An 18,623-nucleotide genomic window follows, 5' to 3' on the forward strand; every position below is an offset into this window, starting at 1 on the left:
TAGAAGTTAGTGAGACTCTGCATCAATCGGGCTGAGGCAGCGCGGACTTGATCAGAGGCGTGCTCAATACTAAATGAGGCCACAAGCAATGAGTTGGCGGGTTCAGGATTCAGAGAGAAGTGTGGAGATCAATCCCGCATACAAAATGAATGGTCATAAAGCGACGCGAGTTCAGAACTTTGCGCTCTGAACTTCGCCATTGAACTGCAAACAGTGCTGCACCCGCACCCGTTGCACCGGACTGAGATCATCCAGGGAGAAGTATGCGAACTCGGAATGTTCCGGCGACAGAACAATATCCCCATCGCTAAGGAAATGTGCGCGGAAGATAAAAACATGGGAGTTGTATACACGGTGGTAATAGACGCCACTGAGGTAGTCAATAATGACATCCCGGCCCAGCTCTTCCCGACACTCCCGGTGAAGGGCCTCGTGCACGGTTTCACCGATATCCAGTGCACCGCCAGGCAGCCCCCAGGTTTTATCCGCGTAAGTGGCGCGAACCTGCAGAACTTCGCTGGCATCGTTACAGATCACCGCGTGCGCGCTCAATTTATAGGTATCGTCAAATCCCATCCGCGGTTCCCGGGCCCGTTTGCTCGATATCGATCAGCTCCCGACCCCGCGCGCCAGCTCAAATCCAATGCCCAGGGTCTGCACAGATTCATCGTAGTCGATCAGGCTTTCGCCGTAGCCATTAAAGTACTTGATGTAACCACGCACCCGGCTTCCCATGGGAAAGCTCCAACGCAGTTCCACCGCCCCCTTGTTCTCCGAGCGCAGGTTGTTGCGCAGCATCATCGACACATTGTGCTCACCCGCGTTCATACCACCGGTGAACTCGAAATGGCCCAGGTAATATTCGATATCGGGATTGTCGTCGTCCTCGCGATCTTCCGGGATGCGGTACCAGGGCTTCAGCGCAAAGTAGTACTGGTCCTTCTCGAACACAAAATTGGCGTAGATTCGGTTCCAGCTCCGGGATAGCGGCTCACTGCGGCCGTTGGATTGATGATTGAACGCCACCTGATTGGCCACGTTCTGCCAGCCGAACGGAGACCAGTCGTTGAGCCAGGTCATGATCAACTCCGGCTCGTGGTTGGTTTCTCGAAAGGGCGAGGAATTATCGGAATTGTATGCTTGCCAGAAAGAGCGGTTGGTATAGGCGACACTCATAAAGGATGCCTTGCCGAGGAAGCCGCGCCAGATGGGGACCTGCACAGAAAGCTGGAACTGCACTTCGATGGAATCCAGATCGACCTGATCGTCGACGTCGTAATCCTCCAGCCCCCCTTTATTGGGTGAGGGATTATAGGTCACGGGAAGCAGGTAATTGGTTTTGTGCGACGCCAGGGTAAATGGATTGTTGGCGGCCTCGCGGATCGCCTGGGTACGTTCACTGACCAGCGTATCCTGTGGGGACTCGGGGTCCGGCGCGGTGGCAAATGCCGGCGTCTCCTGCTGGGCTTCAGGCCCGCGAATCTCCTGCAGCTGACAGTGGATGCGCATTTCTTCCAGAGTGATGTCCGCCGGTGCAGTCAACATCTGTTCTCGCAGGCAATTCTGCTGTCGCTGTTCCTCACTACGCAGACGGTCATCCATCGACTCGGCCTGCTGGGCGGGATCCGGCTCCACAGGTTCGGACACATCCGCGGATGCCACCGCGACGTCGGTAAGCCCAAAGCAGCAGATAAATAACAGGGAAGTCAGGGAATCAGGTCGAGAAAGGCGATTCAGACTAAACAACACTGGCGCTCCAGAAATTATCCAAGCGCCAGTGTACACATTATGGGAGAAGGAAACGTGTGGCCGGTCGTAAAATTGGCGGGTTTAGGCTCTCATCTTCAAGCCAGTACACGTAGCTGGGGTGACCACTCCAGGTCCTTCAGGCGGACCTGCCACAACCGACCAGTACTGCTGGGCCAGTCATAACCGACCAGCAGCCCGCGCGGGTCCACAAAGCAGTGCGCATCGCGCTCTGCTTCATCCCCCTGATAGGAAAAGACCGCAATATCTTCCCCCAAGTCATGCACGCCCTGAATATTGGCGTCTCCGGGCATCATCGCCGCCCGTCGGTGGCTTACTCTTGGAGCCAGCAGTTTGCCACGCTGGGAGGGATCGACGATATCCGGGGCGACAACCTCGCACCCAAACTCCATATCGCACAGGCGCAACAGCAGCGGTCCCATGAAAATCCGCATCAGCGGAAACAGGAGACGGTTGTCGCCCTCGACGATACTGCGCTGCAGCCCATTGGGGCCGGTCCACTCCGCCTCGATCGGATCCCCCATTGCCGGCCGTTTTTCCGATTGCGGTGCCAGCCGATAGTGCGCATTGACTTCATCCACCTCATCCCGCCAGGTCACACGGGACTCGGTAACCAGGCCGGTATCCATCAATGCCCGAACCTCAATGCCGTTGCCCTGCTCGCCTACATGCCGGCGGCTGACCAGCAACTGCTGTCCCGATGCATTACGGCCCAATTGCCAATCATCCTGAACCGGCATGATGCGACCATCACAACTATACTGATAGCGCCCCTGCGCCAGGGTAGCTGTCATTCGCATAAGATTTTCGTCCATGATCACTCTTGATGCAGTCAATGAATCCGGAGGCGTGTTCGCACAATATTGATGCATAAAAAATCCCCTCCAACCTGTAAAAAGTATTGCACAAGCCCCGGGCTTTGCCGGGGTTTTGTGAATAATTTACGATTGTTTACGCTTCAATAAGCGCCCCGCGACCGCAACGAGAAAACAGCTTTTGAGTTCCGATAGTTACATAGCCGAGGCGGGAAGGCGGGAAGAGCTGAGGATATTAGCCGACAGTGAATGCCGGCCTATTGAAAACAGTCGGGAAAGAACAGTTGGTAAACGGATTTCAGGAATGCAAGAAAGCTGCTTGAGGATAGTTACAGATAGCGCTGCCAGAACTCTGCCTGGCCAAAAGACTCGTCCAGCGCATAGGGTTTGAAACCCACTTTGCGGTACGCCGCCTGTGCCGGCAGGTTTTTCTCCAGCACTTCCAGCGTGATCTTACAGCACCCGCGCGCACGCGCTTCCTCCACGACCTTTTCAAACATTGCAGTACAGATTCCGCCCCCGCGGGCAGACTCGCTCACCACCACATCATGAATATTCACCAGGGGCTTGCACATGAATGTGGAGAACCCCATAAAGCAGTTCACGAGCCCCGCCGGCTTCCCGTTTCTATAGGCAAGAACCGTAAACGCACCGGGGAACTCCGCGAGCTTGTTAGCCAACTCCTGCCTGCAGCGCTCATTCAGCGGCTCGCCACCGCCGAATGGGTCTTGTGCGTATTCGTCCATCAAAGTTACAAGATCCGCGGCATCGGACGGATCACGATAGTCGGCAATGGTCAGCTCTAGCGTATCAGTACTCAAATTAACTCCTGGAAGAATGATTGTTTTGTTATATCGTCAGGCTCACTCATTCTCGCCCGCAGTGTTATTGTCTGGAGGGCTCGGCTGTTTGTCATTATCCGCGAGCATAAACTTGCGGCGATAGTTCCGTACCCGCACTCTCTGTGCCAGCAACCAGCGCACTTTCTTGCGTCTTCTTACCAGGGTTGTATCGTGCTTGTTCAGTCGGCGAGGTCGACGCACCTTTCTATTGCGCACAGCCATAACCCCCTTCCCGTTTTGTGATTGATGGCTGCAGGTTAGCAGAAGCGACGGACCCGGCGCCATCCCACGGGGTCGTGACCATTCCGAATCGCAGCCAGTTGGCGGCTTCGGGTAAAAAACGATATTCTGCGCATCCCTTTCAATAACCGGAAGCAGTGCCTTGTCCCAACTCGAGAACCTTCTGCAAAAGAACCGCGAGTGGTCCGAAGCTACCCGCAAAGAAAAGCCGGATTTCTTCCTCAAGCTTTCCGAGCAGCAATCTCCTGAATACCTGTGGATTGGATGTGCAGACAGCCGCGTACCCGCGAACCAGATTGTCGACCTGCTGCCAGGCGAACTGTTTGTTCACCGCAACGTGGCCAACGTTGTCGTTCCTTCCGATCTCAACTGCCTGTCGGTAGTCCAGTACGCGGTGGAGGTTCTGAAGGTCAAGCACATCATGGTGGTGGGCCATTACGGCTGTGGCGGTGTGCGCGCCGCCCTGGAGGATGCCCGGCTTGGACTGATTGAAAGCTGGCTGCGCCATATCAAGGATGTGCGCGACAAGCATCACACCCTGATCGAGCGGTTTCCGGAGGAAGAGCGCGTAGACCTGCTGTGCGAACTGAACGTATTGGAGCAGGTGGTCCACGTATGCCAGACCAGTCCGGTACGCGATGCCTGGGAAAATGGCCAGGACCTGTCGGTACACGGTTGGCTCTACGGCCTCAGCAACGGCCTGGTAAACGACCTGCAGGTGACCATTGAGAGCACCGAGCAGCTCAATGACATGTATCACCGCGCCCTCACCAGTATCGCCGAGCGGGGCGAAGCGCGCTGACCCTGGGTTAACTATCTGCAGGTCGGCAATCGCCCGGCGTTAACTTTAGTGGCGTTTTTCCCTACACTCCCCTCTTCCACACGGGTGATCCATGACTGGCTCACCTCGTGTGTTCACAAATTTATTTCCGTTCGAATTGATGCTGTAACCAGGGGTATCCATGTCCGACTTCCGCGTTTGGGAATGCCAGATCTGTGGCTGGGTGTACGATGAAGCCAAAGGCTCACCCGATGACGGTATTCCGCCCGGCACGCGCTGGGAGGATATCCCCGATGACTGGAGCTGCCCGGAGTGCGGCGCCAGCAAAGATGAGTTTTCCATGGTGGCAGTCACTGCTGAGACTTCCAGCGCACAGCCCTCTCCTGGCCAGTCGCCCGCGCATTCGCCCGCCCGTACCACCACTACCGCCGCGGATGATACCAATACGTCCAGCGCAAGCACCGCCCACCGTATCTGGGAGTGCATGGTATGCGGCTGGGTCTACGACGAGGCCAAAGGCGCACCGGAAGAAGGTATCCCGGCAGGAACGCGCTGGGAAGACATCCCTGACGACTGGACCTGTCCCGAGTGCGGGGTCAGCAAGGAAGAGTTCGACATGGTGCTGGTCAGCAAACCGGCTGAGGACCCCGCAGACGGCGCCGCCGCAAGTCCGGCATCAGCGGCGCTTCGGGATGATCTGGCTCCACTGGTGATCATTGGTACCGGCCTCGCCGGTTACCACCTGGCGAAGGAATTCCGCAAGCTGGACCAGACAACCCCGGTCACCCTGATTACCGCTGACAATGGCACAAGCTATTCCAAGCCCCTGCTCTCTGCGTCACTCGCCCACGGCAAGACGCCGGCCCAACTGGCCAGCAGCAGCGCGGAGACAGTGGCGGCAGAGCTGAATGTGGACATTCTCACCCACACTCAGGTTACCGAAATCCACCGCACACAACAGACCGTGGGGCTGGTATCCCATAGCGGCAGCATCCGCGCCGAACTGCGCTATTCGCGGCTGGTATTCGCCACCGGTGCCAGCTGCAGCGCCTTGCCCGCTATCGAAGGTGACGGCCACACCAACCTGTTCCGCATCAACAGCCTGGATGATTACGGCCGCTTCCGCACCGCGCTGGCCAACCGCAAGCGCGTACTGTTGATCGGCGCCGGGCTGATCGGCTGCGAGTTCGCCAACGACCTGATCCAGGCGGGCTACGAGGTCGACGTGGTCGATGTACAGCCCTGGCCACTGGCGACACTGCTGCCGGAAGCGGCCGGGCGCGATATCCAGCGCGCACTGGAAGCCGCTGGCGCGCGATTCCACTTCGGTAGCGGAGTCAGCCGATTGGTGCGCAAAGGGCGTGGAGTCGTGGCGCAACTGCAGGACGGCCGCAAAATTGAGGCCGATATCGCCCTGGCAGCCCTCGGCCTCACCCCCAATACCGGCCTGGCGGCGGCAGCCGGGCTGACCGTCAATCGCGGTATTGTTACCGACCGCGCACTGCGCACCAGTGACTCGAATATCTTCGCGCTCGGCGATTGTGCAGAGGTAGACGGCCACAATCTCTACTTTGTCGCCCCGCTCACCCAGAGCGCGCGCGCCCTGGCACAAACCCTCAGTGGCACCGATACCGCGGTGCACTATGGCTGCCTGCCAGTTGCCGTCAAAACCACCCTGCGTCCCACCACCGTGTGCCCACCGCCGGCCGACAGTGAGGGCCAGTGGCAGGTTCGGGAACACCCGGATGGCGTCTCCGCCCGCTTCCATGGGCCCGATGGCCAGTTGCTGGGGTTTGCTCTGACCGGCAACGCCATCACCGAACGGGATCAGCTGGTCAGCGCGTGTCGCCCCCTGATGGATTAAAGAAAACCACGCAAACAGGCCGCTTTTCCCGTAGAATGGCGGCCAGCACATTTTTTGAACAGATTTTGATCGAAGTATGACGGTATCTACCAACCCCGCCACCGCCACTGAAACCACCCCGGAAGGACAGACACCCGCCGAGCGCGCCCGCGCCCTGCGCGACACCTTGGGCCAGTTCACCACGGGCGTCACAGTAGTGACCACCGTCGACAGCAGCGGTGAGCCCGTGGGTATGACCGTCAACAGCTTCAATTCCGTCTCCCTCGATCCGGCCCTGATCCTCTGGAGTATCGACCGCAGCGCCCTCAGCTACAGCGCCTTCACCCAGGGTCAAGGCTTTGCGGTACACGTACTCAAGGGCGATCAACAGCACGTTTCCAACCTGTTTGCCGGTCGCGGCGCCGACAAGTTCGGTCAGGTCAAATGGCATACTGGCCCCGGCGGCATTCCCCAACTCGATGACTGTGCCGCGCTGTTCCACTGTCGTCGCGTCCAGAACATCGACGGCGGTGATCACACCATCCTGCTGGGTGAGGTGGTAGAGTTCTCTGCCACAGGCGGTGACCCACTGGTCTTCCATTGCGGTCGCTATCGCGCGCTCGCCGGGGAATAAAACATCCGTGGCGCAGGATTCCCCTCTGCCAAAAATTCTGGCCACCTTGTAACCTGAGCGTCATACTTCAGGTACACGCTAGGGACCTCCAGCTTCAGGCTGGTTCGGGTTCCAATCTGGTGATGTCACTATGCAAGATGCCGACACCCTGTTCTGTTTTGCCCACCGGGGTTACCCCAAGCGCGCTACAGAAAACACGCTGCAGGCCATTACCCACGCCCTCGAATTTGATATCGACGGGGTCGAGATCGATGTGTGGAATGTGGGCGGCGAGCTGATCGTCAAACACGACCGCCGCCTGGGCCGCCTGTTGGCCGGTCAGGAGCTGCTCACCGACCTCTCCCCCGCCGAAGTGCGCAAGCGGCTGCTGCCCGGCGGCGAACAGGTGCCGACCCTGTACGAGGTACTGGAGCTGGTGGGCAACCATGTGCAGCTCAATATCGAACTCAAGGGCCCCAATTGCGCCGAGTTGGCCACCCGCGTGCTGGAATCCTACGTGCGCGACAACAATGCCACCTTTGAACAGTACCTGTTCTCATCGTTCGATCACCGCCAGGTGTACGAGTGCCTGCAACGCCTGCCTCAGGTGCGCCGCGGTGCTCTGGTGGATGGGGTCCCCCTGGATCTGGCCGCACTGGGCGAACCGCTCAAGGCCTACTCCATTCATCACAGCCTCAATTTCGTGTGCCCGGAAATCATTGCCGACGCCCGCCAGCGCGGGTTCAAAAACTATGTGTTTACCGTCAATCACCGCCACGACCTGGAGCTGGTTGCGGCCATGGGGGCGGACGGGGTTTTTACCGACGAGCCGCAACTGATCATGGATTACAACCAGTCGCGAACTGCGGAAATGATGCTAGAGCAATTGGCAGGCAGCGACAGTAACTTTCCCCTCCCCTGATTTTTGTGGGCTTCACATAAAAAACGGGCAAGGTGCTCACGGCACCCTGCCCGTTTTAGTGGCCATACTTTTTGTGGCCGGGTACATAGAACCGGCTCGCCATTTATTCTCGCTGTATCAACCGAAGTCCTGCTTTTCCATCCACGGAATAATACGCTCAAACGCGCGCTCGATATTTTCGATCGAAGTCGCGTAACTGAAGCGCAGGGCATTGCGGCTGCTTTCACCAAAGGTGTCGCCGGCAATAGTACATACCCCCGTCTCCCGCAATAGTCGCAGGGCGACGTTATTGCCATTTACACCTTCGGGCAATGCGGGGAACATGTAAAACGCCCCATCTGGCACGTAGCCTTCGAGGAACGGGGTCTGATCTACCAACTCCACCAGCCGGTTGCGGCGACGCTTGTAGGTGTTCACCACATCGTCGACAAAACTGCGATCGCCCCGCAGGGCCGCCACCCCGCCCCACTGACACGGCGTATTGGCCACCGTGGTGGTAAACATGTGGTAACGGCGCAGTTTGCGGATCGCGCCCTGACTGGCGATCAACCAGCCGATACGCATCCCCGCCATGCTGAAGGTTTTGGAAAAACTGCTCATCACCATCACATGATCGAGGTCGGAGCAGCACGAAAGCACGCTCGCGTAATCCCGGTCGTCGTAGATCAGGTGGTCGTATACCTCATCGCTGATGACATAGATCCCGCGATACGCCGCCTCCTGCACAATGGTCTCGACCGTTTCCCGCGGATAAACCGTACCGGTGGGGTTACTCGGTGAATTGAGCACAATCGCATGAGTATTGTTGTCGATCGCGTCGATGACTTCGTAAGGATCCAGCTGATGATTGTTTTCTGCTCTTGTTGGAACGTACTTCACCTCACCGCCATTCATGCGAATCAGCGGTGCATAGAGCATGAAAGACGGGTCTGGCACGATGAATTCCCGCCCCGGTGCGGAGACTGCCGTGAGCGCCAGATAGATCGCCTCGGTGGCACCGGTGGTCACCAGGATATTTTCCGGTGAGATATACCGTCCAGAACGCTCGCCGTAGTATTCCGCCAAGGCATCCAGCAGTTCCGGCAATCCGGCATCCATGGTGTAACCGGTCTGGCCCGCCTGCAGTGCTTCCACCGTTGCCTGTACCACATGAGGTGGCGTGGGCGCGTCCGGTTGCCCGATGGAGAGATGAATCACGTCGTTCATGGTGGCCGCAAGATTCACCATCTTGCGGATCCCCGGAACCGGGATGGTCAGTAGTGCGGGGTTCCAGACCGGATCTTCCGATTCGTAAAAATCAAAATCCAGCCTGCTCATACCTCACTCCCCTCTTCCGCACCCTCCTGAGAGCTTTCGTAAAACAGATCCGGGCGCTTGTCGGTGAGCGGCGCCGCCAACTGGTAGGCCTGGGCTGCGCGCAGTACCGCCGTATCATTGAAGCGCCCTGCCACCAGCTGCAGGCCGATAGGCATGCCGGAGGATGAGAATCCGCAGGGTACCGAGATGCCCGGCTGCCCGGTGAGGTTGAATGGATAGGTGTAAGGCGTCCACGACGGCCAGCGGGTACTGGGCCAGTCCTGCGGCACTTCGCGGCCGGCTTCGAAAGCGGTAATCGGCAGGGTCGGGGTCAGCAGCAGGTCGTACTTTTTGTGGAACATGGCCATCCGCTCGCACAGGGCCACGCGCTCGTTGACCGCTTCCAGGTAATCCAGCATGGAAAGCTGAGATGCCTTTTCGGACACCGCCACCAATTGCGGATCCATCATCATGCGCTGTTTTTTGCTGATATTGCGCAGGGCATTGGCAGCACCGCCGTAAAACAGGTGGCCGAATGCCGCCAGGGGATCGTCAAAGCCCGGTGCCACTTCGGTAATTTCCGCACCCAGCGACTGCATCAGGTGCGCCGCCTCGCGTACCGTCTCTTCCACTTCGCGATCCACCTGGACATAGCCCAGAGTGGCACTGAAGGCAATCTTGACACCTTTCAGCAGTTGCTCAGGCTCACCTTCGATCTCTGCCAGATAATCTATGTTACGGCGGGGAATGGCATTGGTATCCCGGCAGTCCGCTTCGGTGAGCACGTTCATCATCAGAGCGCAGTCGGCCACAGTCCAGGTCATGGGACCAGCATGGGCCAGGGTGCCAAACGGGCTGGCAGGCCAGTGCGGCACTTCACCAAAGCTCGGTTTCAGGCCCACCAGGCCGCTGAAGCCGGCGGGAATACGGATAGAGCCACCGGCATCGGTACCCAGTGCCAGCGGCCCCATACCCAGCGGTACTGCGGCGGCGCTGCCACCGCTGGAGCCACCGGCGGTTTTGCTGGGATCCCAGGGATTGCGGGTCACACCGTCTACCGGGTTGTCGGTAACCCCCTTCCAGCCAAACTCCGGCGTGGTGGTTTTCCCCAGGGGTACCGCGCCATTGCGGTTGAGTGCCGCAACGCAGGGCGCCTCTTTGCCGAGGGTGGACTTGGGATCGACGGTTTTCGACCCCTTGATGGTGGGCCAGTCGGGCGTCAGGAATACGTCTTTGATCGCCACCGGAACCCCGTCCAGGACGCCTTTGGTATCACCGGACTGATAACGCTTTTCGGACTCCCGGGCGTAGGCAAGCGTGGTCTCTTCATCGACCAGGTTGTACGCGTTGACGATCGGGTTACAGCGCCGGATCTGGTCCAGCATCGCTTGTGTCGCTTCCACCGGAGAAAATGCTTTCTCACGATAACCTTGTAACAGCTCCAGCGCAGTCATACGAACCAGGTCGCTCACGATTACCGTACTCCCTATTCTGTTGGCAGTTGTTTTTATGACAGTTGTCCTTTTCCCCCAAATGTAGACCTATTTCGCGCCTTAGCCGGGAAATGCAGGTAGAACAGCCCGCCCCGATACAGAACCCGATGCAGCACCCAATATAACGCGCAGTCAGCCAATGGCTTCCGGCATGGGAATACCGGTTTCCTCGGCGACCTTTTTCAGATCCGCAAGCACAGAGGGATACAGCTGGACGCCCTCTGCGAGCTGTGACTGGCGCTGCCCCCAGGCGCGCTTTCCGGGCACCCGCACAGGATCGCCGTCGTCGCTCTCACAGGACTCCCACAATTGCAGCAGGGCCGCTGTCTGTCTTAGAAATGCATTTTCCGAGCCAAATGCGGTGGGATCGATAATCTGCAGGAATACAGAGTTGGCCTCGTCATCTTCCTGAACATCATCCGCGCGACCGTAACCGGACAGTGCCATGGAAAGCACTTCGAGCATCGCTGACAGCGCCGCTCCTTTATAGCCGTGATCCGCACCGCCCACCGGTAGAATACTGCCACCGTCCTGAAATGCCGCCGGGTCATCGGAGAGCTGACCACTGCTGTCTTTGAGATATTGTGCAGGCAGCTTTTTGCCCTCCCGCGCAGCGCGCGCTACATATCCCCCTGCCGTCACCGACATGCTGATATCGAACAGCAATGGGTACTGCCCGGCGGGTGCGCAGAATGCAATGGGATTGGCGGAGAACAGCGGCGTTTTCACGCCCTGCGGCGAAACGGTATTTTCCGCCGGGGTTGAGCAGGTGAGGATGCCAACACAATTGCGCTCGACAATCTGCGGCAGATAGGCGGCCAGACAGGCTATATGCTGACTGCGACGGATGGTGGCAGTGACTACACCGTGTTCCTGTACACGCTCCAGCGCCTGCTCCACCGCCTTGGTCACCACCCACGGGCCGGGCAGAAAATCCGCATCCCAGTTGAAGCAGTTTCCCCGGTCCGCCAGCATGTTGGGCTCTCCCGTCTTGCGGGACTCCCCGGACTTCAGCCACCCCAGATTACTCGCCACCCGGTTCAGACCATGGGTAGTAAACCCCATCAGATCGGCCTGTAAAAAAACACCGGCCATAGTATCGGCACGTTCGCGATCCAGCCCGGTGGAAGCGAACACGTCGCGGGCAAAAGCCTGTAATGCATCGGCACGAAAACGTTCAGCCATGGGTTACTCCCGTTTGGTTGGCGACTCTGATTGACAATCTCTTGGTTTGAATGCCCTTGCTGAGTAATGGGCAGGTGACTACAACACCTCAGTGATCAGGTACCTTCCCGCGCAGGGATTTCACTTGTCCGCGACGCGCTTTCGACTTTAATCGTCGCTCTTTGGATCCGCGGGTAGGCTTTGTGGGAACACGCTTTTTCGGCTTTTTCATCGCGCTAAGGATCAATGTTCGCAGACGCTCCAGGGCATCCGTGCGGTTTTTCTCCTGTGTGCGGAAGCGCTGCGCCTTGATGATCACGACTCCATCACTGGAGATCCGCTGATCGCGCAAGGCGAGCACCCGGGACTTGACTTCTTCCGGCAGACTGGAGGCCTGAACATCAAAACGCAGGTGAATTGCCGACGAAACCTTGTTAACGTTCTGCCCGCCAGATCCCTGGGCGCGCACCGCGTTCCAGGTGATTTCGTGTTCGGATATGGTGATGTGATTAGAAATTATCAACATGTATAGCCGGCTGGTTATTCAACAGAGTACCAAAGGTTCCCCAGCAAAGCCTTTCAACTATGCTCTAGTAAGAGTCGGCGCCTGAGATCACTTCCGGACGGTCATTCAGCAGACAGGATTTACCCCAGTGGACAACAGCCAGACGACCGAGAAAGCCCACTTTAACCCGCCCGTATTCTACGTGGCTACCGCAGTGCTCGCACTGCTGGTGTTCTACGCAGTAGTTTTTCCGCAGGGCGCTACCACGCAATTTCAAAGCCTGCAAAATGCCATCGTCTCATATATGAGCTGGTATTACGTCATGGTAGTCGCAGTGATCCTGATTGGTGTGCTTGCCGTGGGGCTATCCAGCTTTGGTGAGGTCCGCCTGGGACCGGAGCACGCAGAGCCGGATTATAGCTTCTGGTCCTGGTTCGCCATGCTGTTTTCCGCCGGCATGGGGATCGGGCTACTGTTTTTCGGTGTCGCCGAACCGGTGATGCATTACCTCGAGCCCCCGCTGGGAGAGACCGGTACCGCAGCCGCCGCCAGTGAGGCGATGGTACTGACCTTTTTCCACTGGGGCTTCCACGCCTGGGCCATCTACGCCATCGTGGCCATGATTCTTGGCTATTTCAGCTTCCGGCATAAATTGCCATTGACCCTGCGCTCGGCACTCTACCCGATGATCGGCGAGCGTATTCACGGCCCCATCGGCCATGCGGTGGATATTTTTGCCATTGTCGGTACCGTTTGTGGCGTTGCCACCACGCTGGGTTTCGGCGTTCTGCAGATCAATTCCGGCCTGAACCACCTGTTCGGTCTGCCGGTAGGCGATATGGTGCAGGTGGTGCTCATTGTAGTGACCACTTTGTTGGCCACGGTTTCCGTTGTAATGGGGCTGGACGCCGGTATCAAGCGCCTGTCCGAACTGAACATGATACTCGCCGGTCTGCTGCTGCTGATGGTATTGGTCCTGGGCAGCACCGTGTACCTGCTGCAGGCTTTCGTGCAGAACTTCGGCAGCTACCTCTCCGAAATCGTAAGCAAAACCTTCAACCTTTATGCCTACAAACCCACTGACTGGCTGGGTGGCTGGACCATTTTCTACTGGGGCTGGTGGATGTCCTGGTCGCCCTTTGTCGGCCTGTTTATTGCGCGGATCTCCCGCGGGCGCACCATTCGGGAGTTCGTTTTCGGTGCAATGCTGGTACCGGCAATCATCACCATGTTGTGGATGACATTCTTCGGTAACTCTGCCATTCACATGATTCTGAATGAGGGCCTGACTTCCCTGGGTGAGGCCGTCGCCGAAGACCAGTCCGTGGCGCTGTTCCAGTTTCTGGAGCAATTTCCACTCTCAGGCCTGTTCTCATTCGTCGCGGTGATCATGGTGGTGGTGTTCTTTGTCACTTCGGCGGATTCCGGCGCACTGGTGGTCAATATGCTGTCGTCTCACGGACGCGACGATACACCGGTATGGCAGCGTATTTTCTGGTGTTTTCTGATCGGCATTGTCGCCATTTCACTACTTTTGGCCGGCGGCTTGGGTTCACTGCAAACCGCTGCGATCGCCAGCGCATTGCCCTTCTCCGTCATTCTGCTGTTCGCCATGTATGGGCTGGTCAAAGCGCTTCGCACAGACACTATGAAGCGCAATACCCAGAGCGCGCCGGTGGCGCCGATCAGTGCGCGCAACCCGGTCAGCTGGCAGAGGCGGCTGAAGAATGCGCTCCAGCTCCCTTCACTGGCAGAAGTCCATGAATATATTGCCGAGGTGGGAAAGCCGGCACTGGAAGAATTTGCCGCAGAAATGCAAAAGAGTGGTTACGATGCCACGGTGACCGAGAAAAAGAATCACTGGGTACAACTGGATATCCACCAGGGGGATGAGACAGGCTTTATTTACGGTATTTATCCCAAGGCGACGCTGAAGCCGGACGCCAATAATCTGGATAAGGAACTGTCAGACGACCACGATGACGGTTCTCCAGATATCTATTTTCGTGCAGAGGTCCATCTCTACGAGGGTGGGCAGGACTACGACGTCATGGGCTGGACCAAAGATCAGTTACTGACGGATATGGTCTCCCAGTACGAGCGCCACCTGCAGTTCCTGCATACACTGCGATAAGAGACCCTCGATCCCCGACCGGTTCTTGCATACATAGGGCTTGTCCATGAAATTGCGTACCACTGACGACGGTAAAGCAAAATTTGACCCACCGGTGTTCTACAGCGCCACCGGTATCCTGATGCTGCTGGTCGCCTTTGCGGTGATATTTCCCGAACGTGCTACGGAGTTTTTCAAAGCACTGCAGGCGGACATCGTCGATTACATGGGCTGGTACTACGTACTGATCGTGGCCATTCTCCTGGTAACCGTGGTGGTCATCGGTCTGTCCCGGTTTGGGGATATCAAGCTGGGCGCGGAGCATGAAAAGCCCGAGTATGGTTTCTGGTCCTGGCTCGCCATGCTGTTCTCGGCGGGTATCGGTATCGGCCTGCTGTTCTTCGGGGTGGCGGAACCGGTGATGCACTACATGAATCCGCCGGACGCCCTGCCCGGCACCGTCGACGCCGCACGTGAGGCGATGGTGCTGAGTATTTTCCACTGGGGGTTCCATGTGTGGGCAATTTTTGCCGGCGTGGCCCTGATCCTCGGCTATTTCAGCTATCGCCACAACCTGCCACTGACACTGCGGTCCGCGCTCTATCCGATGATCGGCGAGAAGATCCACGGCCCCATCGGTCACGCTGTGGATGTATTCGCCATTGTCAGCACCGTGTGTGGGGTTGCCACCACCCTCGGTTTTGGCGTATTGCAAATGAACGCCGGCCTGAACCACCTGTTCGGCGTGCCCGTCGGCGAAATCACCCAGGTAATATTGATCGTGGTCACCACAGCCCTGGCAACCGCCTCGGTGGTTGTGGGCCTGGATGCGGGGATCAAGCGCCTCTCGCAACTGAATATGGGGCTCGCCGCACTACTCTGCCTGACGATTCTGGTACTCGGGAGCACCGTATTTCTGCTGATGGCGCTGGTTCAGAATATCGGCAGCTATCTATCGGTACTGGTAGACCGCACCTTTAACCTCTACGCGTACAAGCCCACAGACTGGATCGGTGGCTGGACCATCTTCTACTGGGGCTGGTGCCTGTCCTGGTCGCCATTTGTAGGGCTGTTTATTGCACGTATTTCCCGTGGCCGTACTATCCGCGAATTCACCATTGGCACGTTGCTGATGCCAACGCTGATCACCATTGTGTGGCTCACCGTCTTCGGGAACAGTTCGATCCGGATGATTGCCGATGAGGGGTTGCAGTCGCTGGCGGATATTATCCAGAAGGACCAGTCTCTGGCGCTGTTTCAGTTTCTGGAACAGTTCCCATTCTCCGAAGCGCTCTCCCTGTTGGCCATCGTGCTGGTCGTGATTTTTTTCATCACCTCGGCGGACTCGGGCGCCATGGTGATGAACATGCTCGCCTCCCATGGCCGCGACGACACGCCGGCATGGCAACGGATATTCTGGGCCGCAATCATCGGTGTGGTCGCCATTGCGCTACTCCTGGCCGGGGGGCTGGCCTCCCTGCAGACCGCGGCCATTACCAGCGCACTACCATTTTCGCTGATATTGCTTGCCGCCATATACGGGTTGATCAAGGCGCTGCGAACGGACACCGCCAAGCGGGACTCCCAGAGTGCGCCGGTGGCGCCGGTCAGCGCCCGCAATCCGGTCACCTGGGAACGTCGCCTGAAAAACCTGATTACCCTGCCGTCACTGGAAGAAGTGCGCGGCTACATCGATGATGTAGGCGAGCCCGCACTGAGGCGCTTTGCCAGCGAGATGGAAAAAAGTGGATTCATTACCCGGGTGGAAGTGGATAACCATGTGGCGCAGTTGCTGGTTCTACAAGGCGATGAAGTGGATTTTGTCTACTCCATCCATCCCAAGGCCCATTTAAAGCCCAACGCTACCAATCTCGACGCCGAGCTGGACGATAACTACGACGATGGTTCGCCGGACAAGTATTTCCGCGCGGAGGTCCATCTGAGCGAGGGCGGTCAGGATTATGATGTGATGGGCTGGACGCCGGACCAGCTGCTGACGGATATTCTCAACCAGTACGAGCGCCATCTGCAGTTCCTGCATTCTCTGCGGTAATTTCTGCCGGCGCCACATAAAACCAGCGCCACATAAAAAAAGGCGAGCACATGGCTCGCCTCAAGCAGGTCACATAAACGGATTGATCAGTGGGCGCTGGCCTGTCCAGCCCCCTGTGGGAAGCGGATACTTTCTACCATCTCTTGTACATCCTCAGGCGCTTCGCGAGTCACCTTGGCCACAGCAATGGCGACAGCAAAGTTGATGATCATCCCCAGGGTACCGATACCCTCCGGTGAAATACCAAACCACCAGTTGTCCGGTGTGTTGGCCGCAGGATTGATGAATTTGAAGTACACGATGTAGGCGGCAGTAAATAGAATCCCCGACAGCATACCGGCAATCGCACCTTCCTTGTTCATACGCTTGGAGAAAATCCCCATGATAATTGCTGGGAAGAACGACGATGCGGCAAGCCCGAAGGCGAAGGCGACCACCTGCGCGACAAAGCCCGGTGGATTGATTCCGAGATAACCGGCGATACAGATGGCCACCGCTGCGGCAGCTCGGGCATATAGCAATTCCTGCTTCTCGGTAATCCTCGGCATCAGGTTGCGTTTCAACAGGTCATGGGAAACCGATGTGGAAATCACCAACAACAGCCCCGCGGAAGTGGACAGGGCCGCAGCCACACCACCGGCTGCCACCAGCGCAATCACCCAAGCCGGTAGATCGGCAATTTCCGGATTCGCCAGCACCATGATGTCGCGGTCCACAGACATCTCATTGCGTTCGTCACCGGAGTAGAACATCTTGCCGTCGGCATTCTTGTCCTCCCAGCTTATCAGGCCGGTTTCCTCCCAGTTGCTGATCCAGCTGGGTGCCTCCGCGTGGGCCGTGCCCTGGCCGTCCGGACCATTGATGGTGTCGATCATATTCACCCGCGCGAACGTGGCAATCGCCGGCGCAGTGGTATACAGCAGCGCGATAAACAGCAGCGCCCAGCCCGCGGACTTGCGCGCATCGCGTACTTTCGGCACGGTGAAAAAGCGCACGATGACGTGTGGCAAACCGGCCGTACCCACCATCAGTGCGGCAGTAATGAAGAACACATCGATAGTACTTTTGGTCCCCGAGGTATATTCCGCAAACCCGAGCTCCGTGGAGAGACCGTCGAGCTTGTCCAGCAGATAGGTGCCGTCCGAGAGCATGCCGCCAAAACCGGTTTGCGGCAGGGCGTGGCCTGTCATCATGATGGAGATGAAAATTGCCGGCACCATGTAGGCAAAAATCAACACGCAGTACTGGGCAACCTGGGTATAGGTGATGCCCTTCATGCCGCCGAGCACCGCGTAGAAAAATACCACGCCCATCCCGATCACCACCCCGGTGACGATATCCACTTCCAGGAAGCGGGAGAACACCACACCCACACCGCGCATCTGCCCCGCCACATAGGTAAAGCAGACAAAGATCGCGCAGATCACCGCCACAGTGCGCGCCGCCTGGGAATAGTAACGGTCACCGATAAAGTCCGGCACGGTGAACTTGCCGAACTTGCGCAGGTAGGGCGCCAGGCACAGGGCAAGCAGCACATAGCCACCGGTCCAACCCAACAGATAAACAGTGCCGTCATACCCCATAAAAGAGATCAGGCCGGCCATGGAAATAAAGGAGGCTGCAGACATCCAGTCCGCCGCAGTTGCCATACCGTTAGCCACCGGATGCACACCGCCCCCGGCCACATAGAAGTCATTGGTGGAACCGGCGCGAGCCCAGATGGCAATGCCGATATACACCAGGAAAGTCGCACCGACGATCAGAAAAGTGAGTGTTTGGACATCCATGGTTCAGTGCTCCCCCTGCAACTGTGGCGCTTCACCGCCGACATTGGCATCGCCAGCCGTTTCTGCAACGTCATCTTCTTCATACACGCCGTACTTTTGATCCAGCTGATTCATCTTGTAGACGTAGACAAAAATCAGCACCAGGAACACATAGATGGCGCCCTGCTGGGCAAACCAGAACCCAAGTTTAAAGCCCCCCATGCGGATCTGATTCAGTTCTTCGACAAACAAAATGCCACAGCCGAAAGAAACCACAAACCAGACCACCAGCAAGCTGAGCATCAGTTTGATGTTTTCCCGCCAGTAGGCACTGGCAAGCTGCTTGTTTTTGAAACTCATCGTTTTCACTCCTCATTTATTCTGGAATTATCGGATTGACGCCAAATCGG

At 57.6% G+C, this 18,623-nt stretch carries 16 protein-coding genes and 1 pseudogene; 6 read left to right on the forward strand and 11 right to left on the reverse strand.

The genetic code is table 11. The annotated features are described in order from the left end of the window. Positions 1–171: 171 nt before the first annotated feature. From LPW13_RS10240 to LPW13_RS10260, 5 genes are all read right to left on the reverse strand, one after another. On the reverse strand, positions 172–576 hold the full coding sequence (locus LPW13_RS10240; RefSeq protein WP_230435140.1) for an NUDIX hydrolase: 405 nt from the start codon (positions 574–576) through the stop codon (positions 172–174). A 33-nt stretch (positions 577–609) separates the two neighbouring features. Further along, on the reverse strand, positions 610–1,749 hold the full coding sequence (locus LPW13_RS10245) for a phospholipase A (RefSeq protein ID WP_230435142.1): 1,140 nt from the start codon (positions 1,747–1,749) through the stop codon (positions 610–612). A 95-nt stretch (positions 1,750–1,844) separates the two neighbouring features. Then, positions 1,845–2,582 (reverse strand): hypothetical protein, encoded by a 738-nt coding sequence (locus tag LPW13_RS10250; RefSeq protein ID WP_230435144.1) that lies wholly within the window; start codon positions 2,580–2,582, stop codon positions 1,845–1,847. A 329-nt stretch (positions 2,583–2,911) separates the two neighbouring features. Further along, the gene (locus LPW13_RS10255; protein WP_230435146.1) at positions 2,912–3,403 is read right to left on the reverse strand and encodes a GNAT family N-acetyltransferase; all 492 of its coding nucleotides are present in this window, start codon (positions 3,401–3,403) and stop codon (positions 2,912–2,914) included. A 42-nt stretch (positions 3,404–3,445) separates the two neighbouring features. Further along, the gene (locus tag LPW13_RS10260; protein ID WP_230435148.1) at positions 3,446–3,646 is read right to left on the reverse strand and encodes a hypothetical protein; all 201 of its coding nucleotides are present in this window, start codon (positions 3,644–3,646) and stop codon (positions 3,446–3,448) included. A gap of 160 nt (positions 3,647–3,806) precedes the next feature. Here LPW13_RS10260 and can point away from each other — a divergent pair, with 160 nt between their 5' ends. The 4 genes from can to LPW13_RS10280 all read left to right on the forward strand — a co-directional run bounded on the left by can (position 3,807) and on the right by LPW13_RS10280 (position 7,823). Then, positions 3,807–4,466 carry a carbonate dehydratase gene (can, locus tag LPW13_RS10265; RefSeq protein ID WP_230435149.1) on the forward strand — a complete coding sequence of 220 codons (660 nt, stop codon included), beginning with the start codon at positions 3,807–3,809 and terminating at the stop codon, positions 4,464–4,466. 160 nt (positions 4,467–4,626) lie between these two features. Next, the gene (locus LPW13_RS10270) at positions 4,627–6,309 is read left to right on the forward strand and encodes an FAD-dependent oxidoreductase (RefSeq protein WP_230435151.1); all 1,683 of its coding nucleotides are present in this window, start codon (positions 4,627–4,629) and stop codon (positions 6,307–6,309) included. Between the two features lie 76 nt (positions 6,310–6,385). Next, a complete protein-coding gene (locus LPW13_RS10275) occupies positions 6,386–6,922 on the forward strand; it encodes a flavin reductase family protein (protein WP_230435153.1) in 537 nt (178 codons plus the stop codon). 130 nt (positions 6,923–7,052) lie between these two features. Further along, positions 7,053–7,823, forward strand: a complete 771-nt coding sequence (locus tag LPW13_RS10280; protein ID WP_230435155.1) for a glycerophosphodiester phosphodiesterase — start codon at positions 7,053–7,055, stop codon at positions 7,821–7,823. A gap of 117 nt (positions 7,824–7,940) precedes the next feature. On the opposite strand, the gene LPW13_RS10285 is transcribed toward LPW13_RS10280, so the two are convergent. The 4 genes from LPW13_RS10285 to arfB form a co-directional block, all read right to left on the reverse strand. Then, entirely contained in the window at positions 7,941–9,140 is a 1,200-nt protein-coding gene (locus tag LPW13_RS10285) for a pyridoxal phosphate-dependent aminotransferase (protein WP_230435157.1), read from the reverse strand. Next, entirely contained in the window at positions 9,137–10,591 is a 1,455-nt protein-coding gene (locus LPW13_RS10290; RefSeq protein WP_230435159.1) for an amidase, read from the reverse strand. Before LPW13_RS10290 ends, LPW13_RS10285 begins: the two co-directional genes overlap by 4 nt. A 153-nt stretch (positions 10,592–10,744) precedes the next feature. Continuing rightward, complete coding sequence (locus tag LPW13_RS10295) at positions 10,745–11,797, reverse strand: Ldh family oxidoreductase (protein ID WP_230435161.1); 1,053 nt, start codon at positions 11,795–11,797, stop codon at positions 10,745–10,747. A gap of 88 nt (positions 11,798–11,885) precedes the next feature. Next, positions 11,886–12,302 carry an alternative ribosome rescue aminoacyl-tRNA hydrolase ArfB gene (gene arfB / locus LPW13_RS10300; protein WP_230435163.1) on the reverse strand — a complete coding sequence of 139 codons (417 nt, stop codon included), beginning with the start codon at positions 12,300–12,302 and terminating at the stop codon, positions 11,886–11,888. A 127-nt stretch (positions 12,303–12,429) separates the two neighbouring features. Here arfB and LPW13_RS10305 point away from each other — a divergent pair, with 127 nt between their 5' ends. After that, complete coding sequence (locus tag LPW13_RS10305; protein ID WP_230435164.1) at positions 12,430–14,415, forward strand: BCCT family transporter; 1,986 nt, start codon at positions 12,430–12,432, stop codon at positions 14,413–14,415. 46 nt (positions 14,416–14,461) lie between these two features. Further along, a complete protein-coding gene (locus LPW13_RS10310) occupies positions 14,462–16,447 on the forward strand; it encodes a BCCT family transporter (protein ID WP_230435166.1) in 1,986 nt (661 codons plus the stop codon). Between the two features lie 86 nt (positions 16,448–16,533). Here the strand turns inward: LPW13_RS10310 and LPW13_RS10315 are convergent, their stop codons facing one another. Together LPW13_RS10315 and LPW13_RS10320 are read right to left on the reverse strand one after the other, a co-directional pair. Next, positions 16,534–18,234 (reverse strand): sodium:solute symporter family protein, encoded by a 1,701-nt coding sequence (locus LPW13_RS10315; protein ID WP_230435168.1) that lies wholly within the window; start codon positions 18,232–18,234, stop codon positions 16,534–16,536. 75 nt (positions 18,235–18,309) lie between these two features. Next, positions 18,310–18,573: pseudogene (locus tag LPW13_RS10320) on the reverse strand (DUF4212 domain-containing protein); the annotation flags it as partial. Positions 18,574–18,623 lie beyond the last annotated feature (50 nt).

Origin of the sequence: Microbulbifer celer (assembly GCF_020991125.1) — a bacterium.
In the GTDB taxonomy this organism is placed as follows: domain Bacteria; phylum Pseudomonadota; class Gammaproteobacteria; order Pseudomonadales; family Cellvibrionaceae; genus Microbulbifer; species Microbulbifer celer.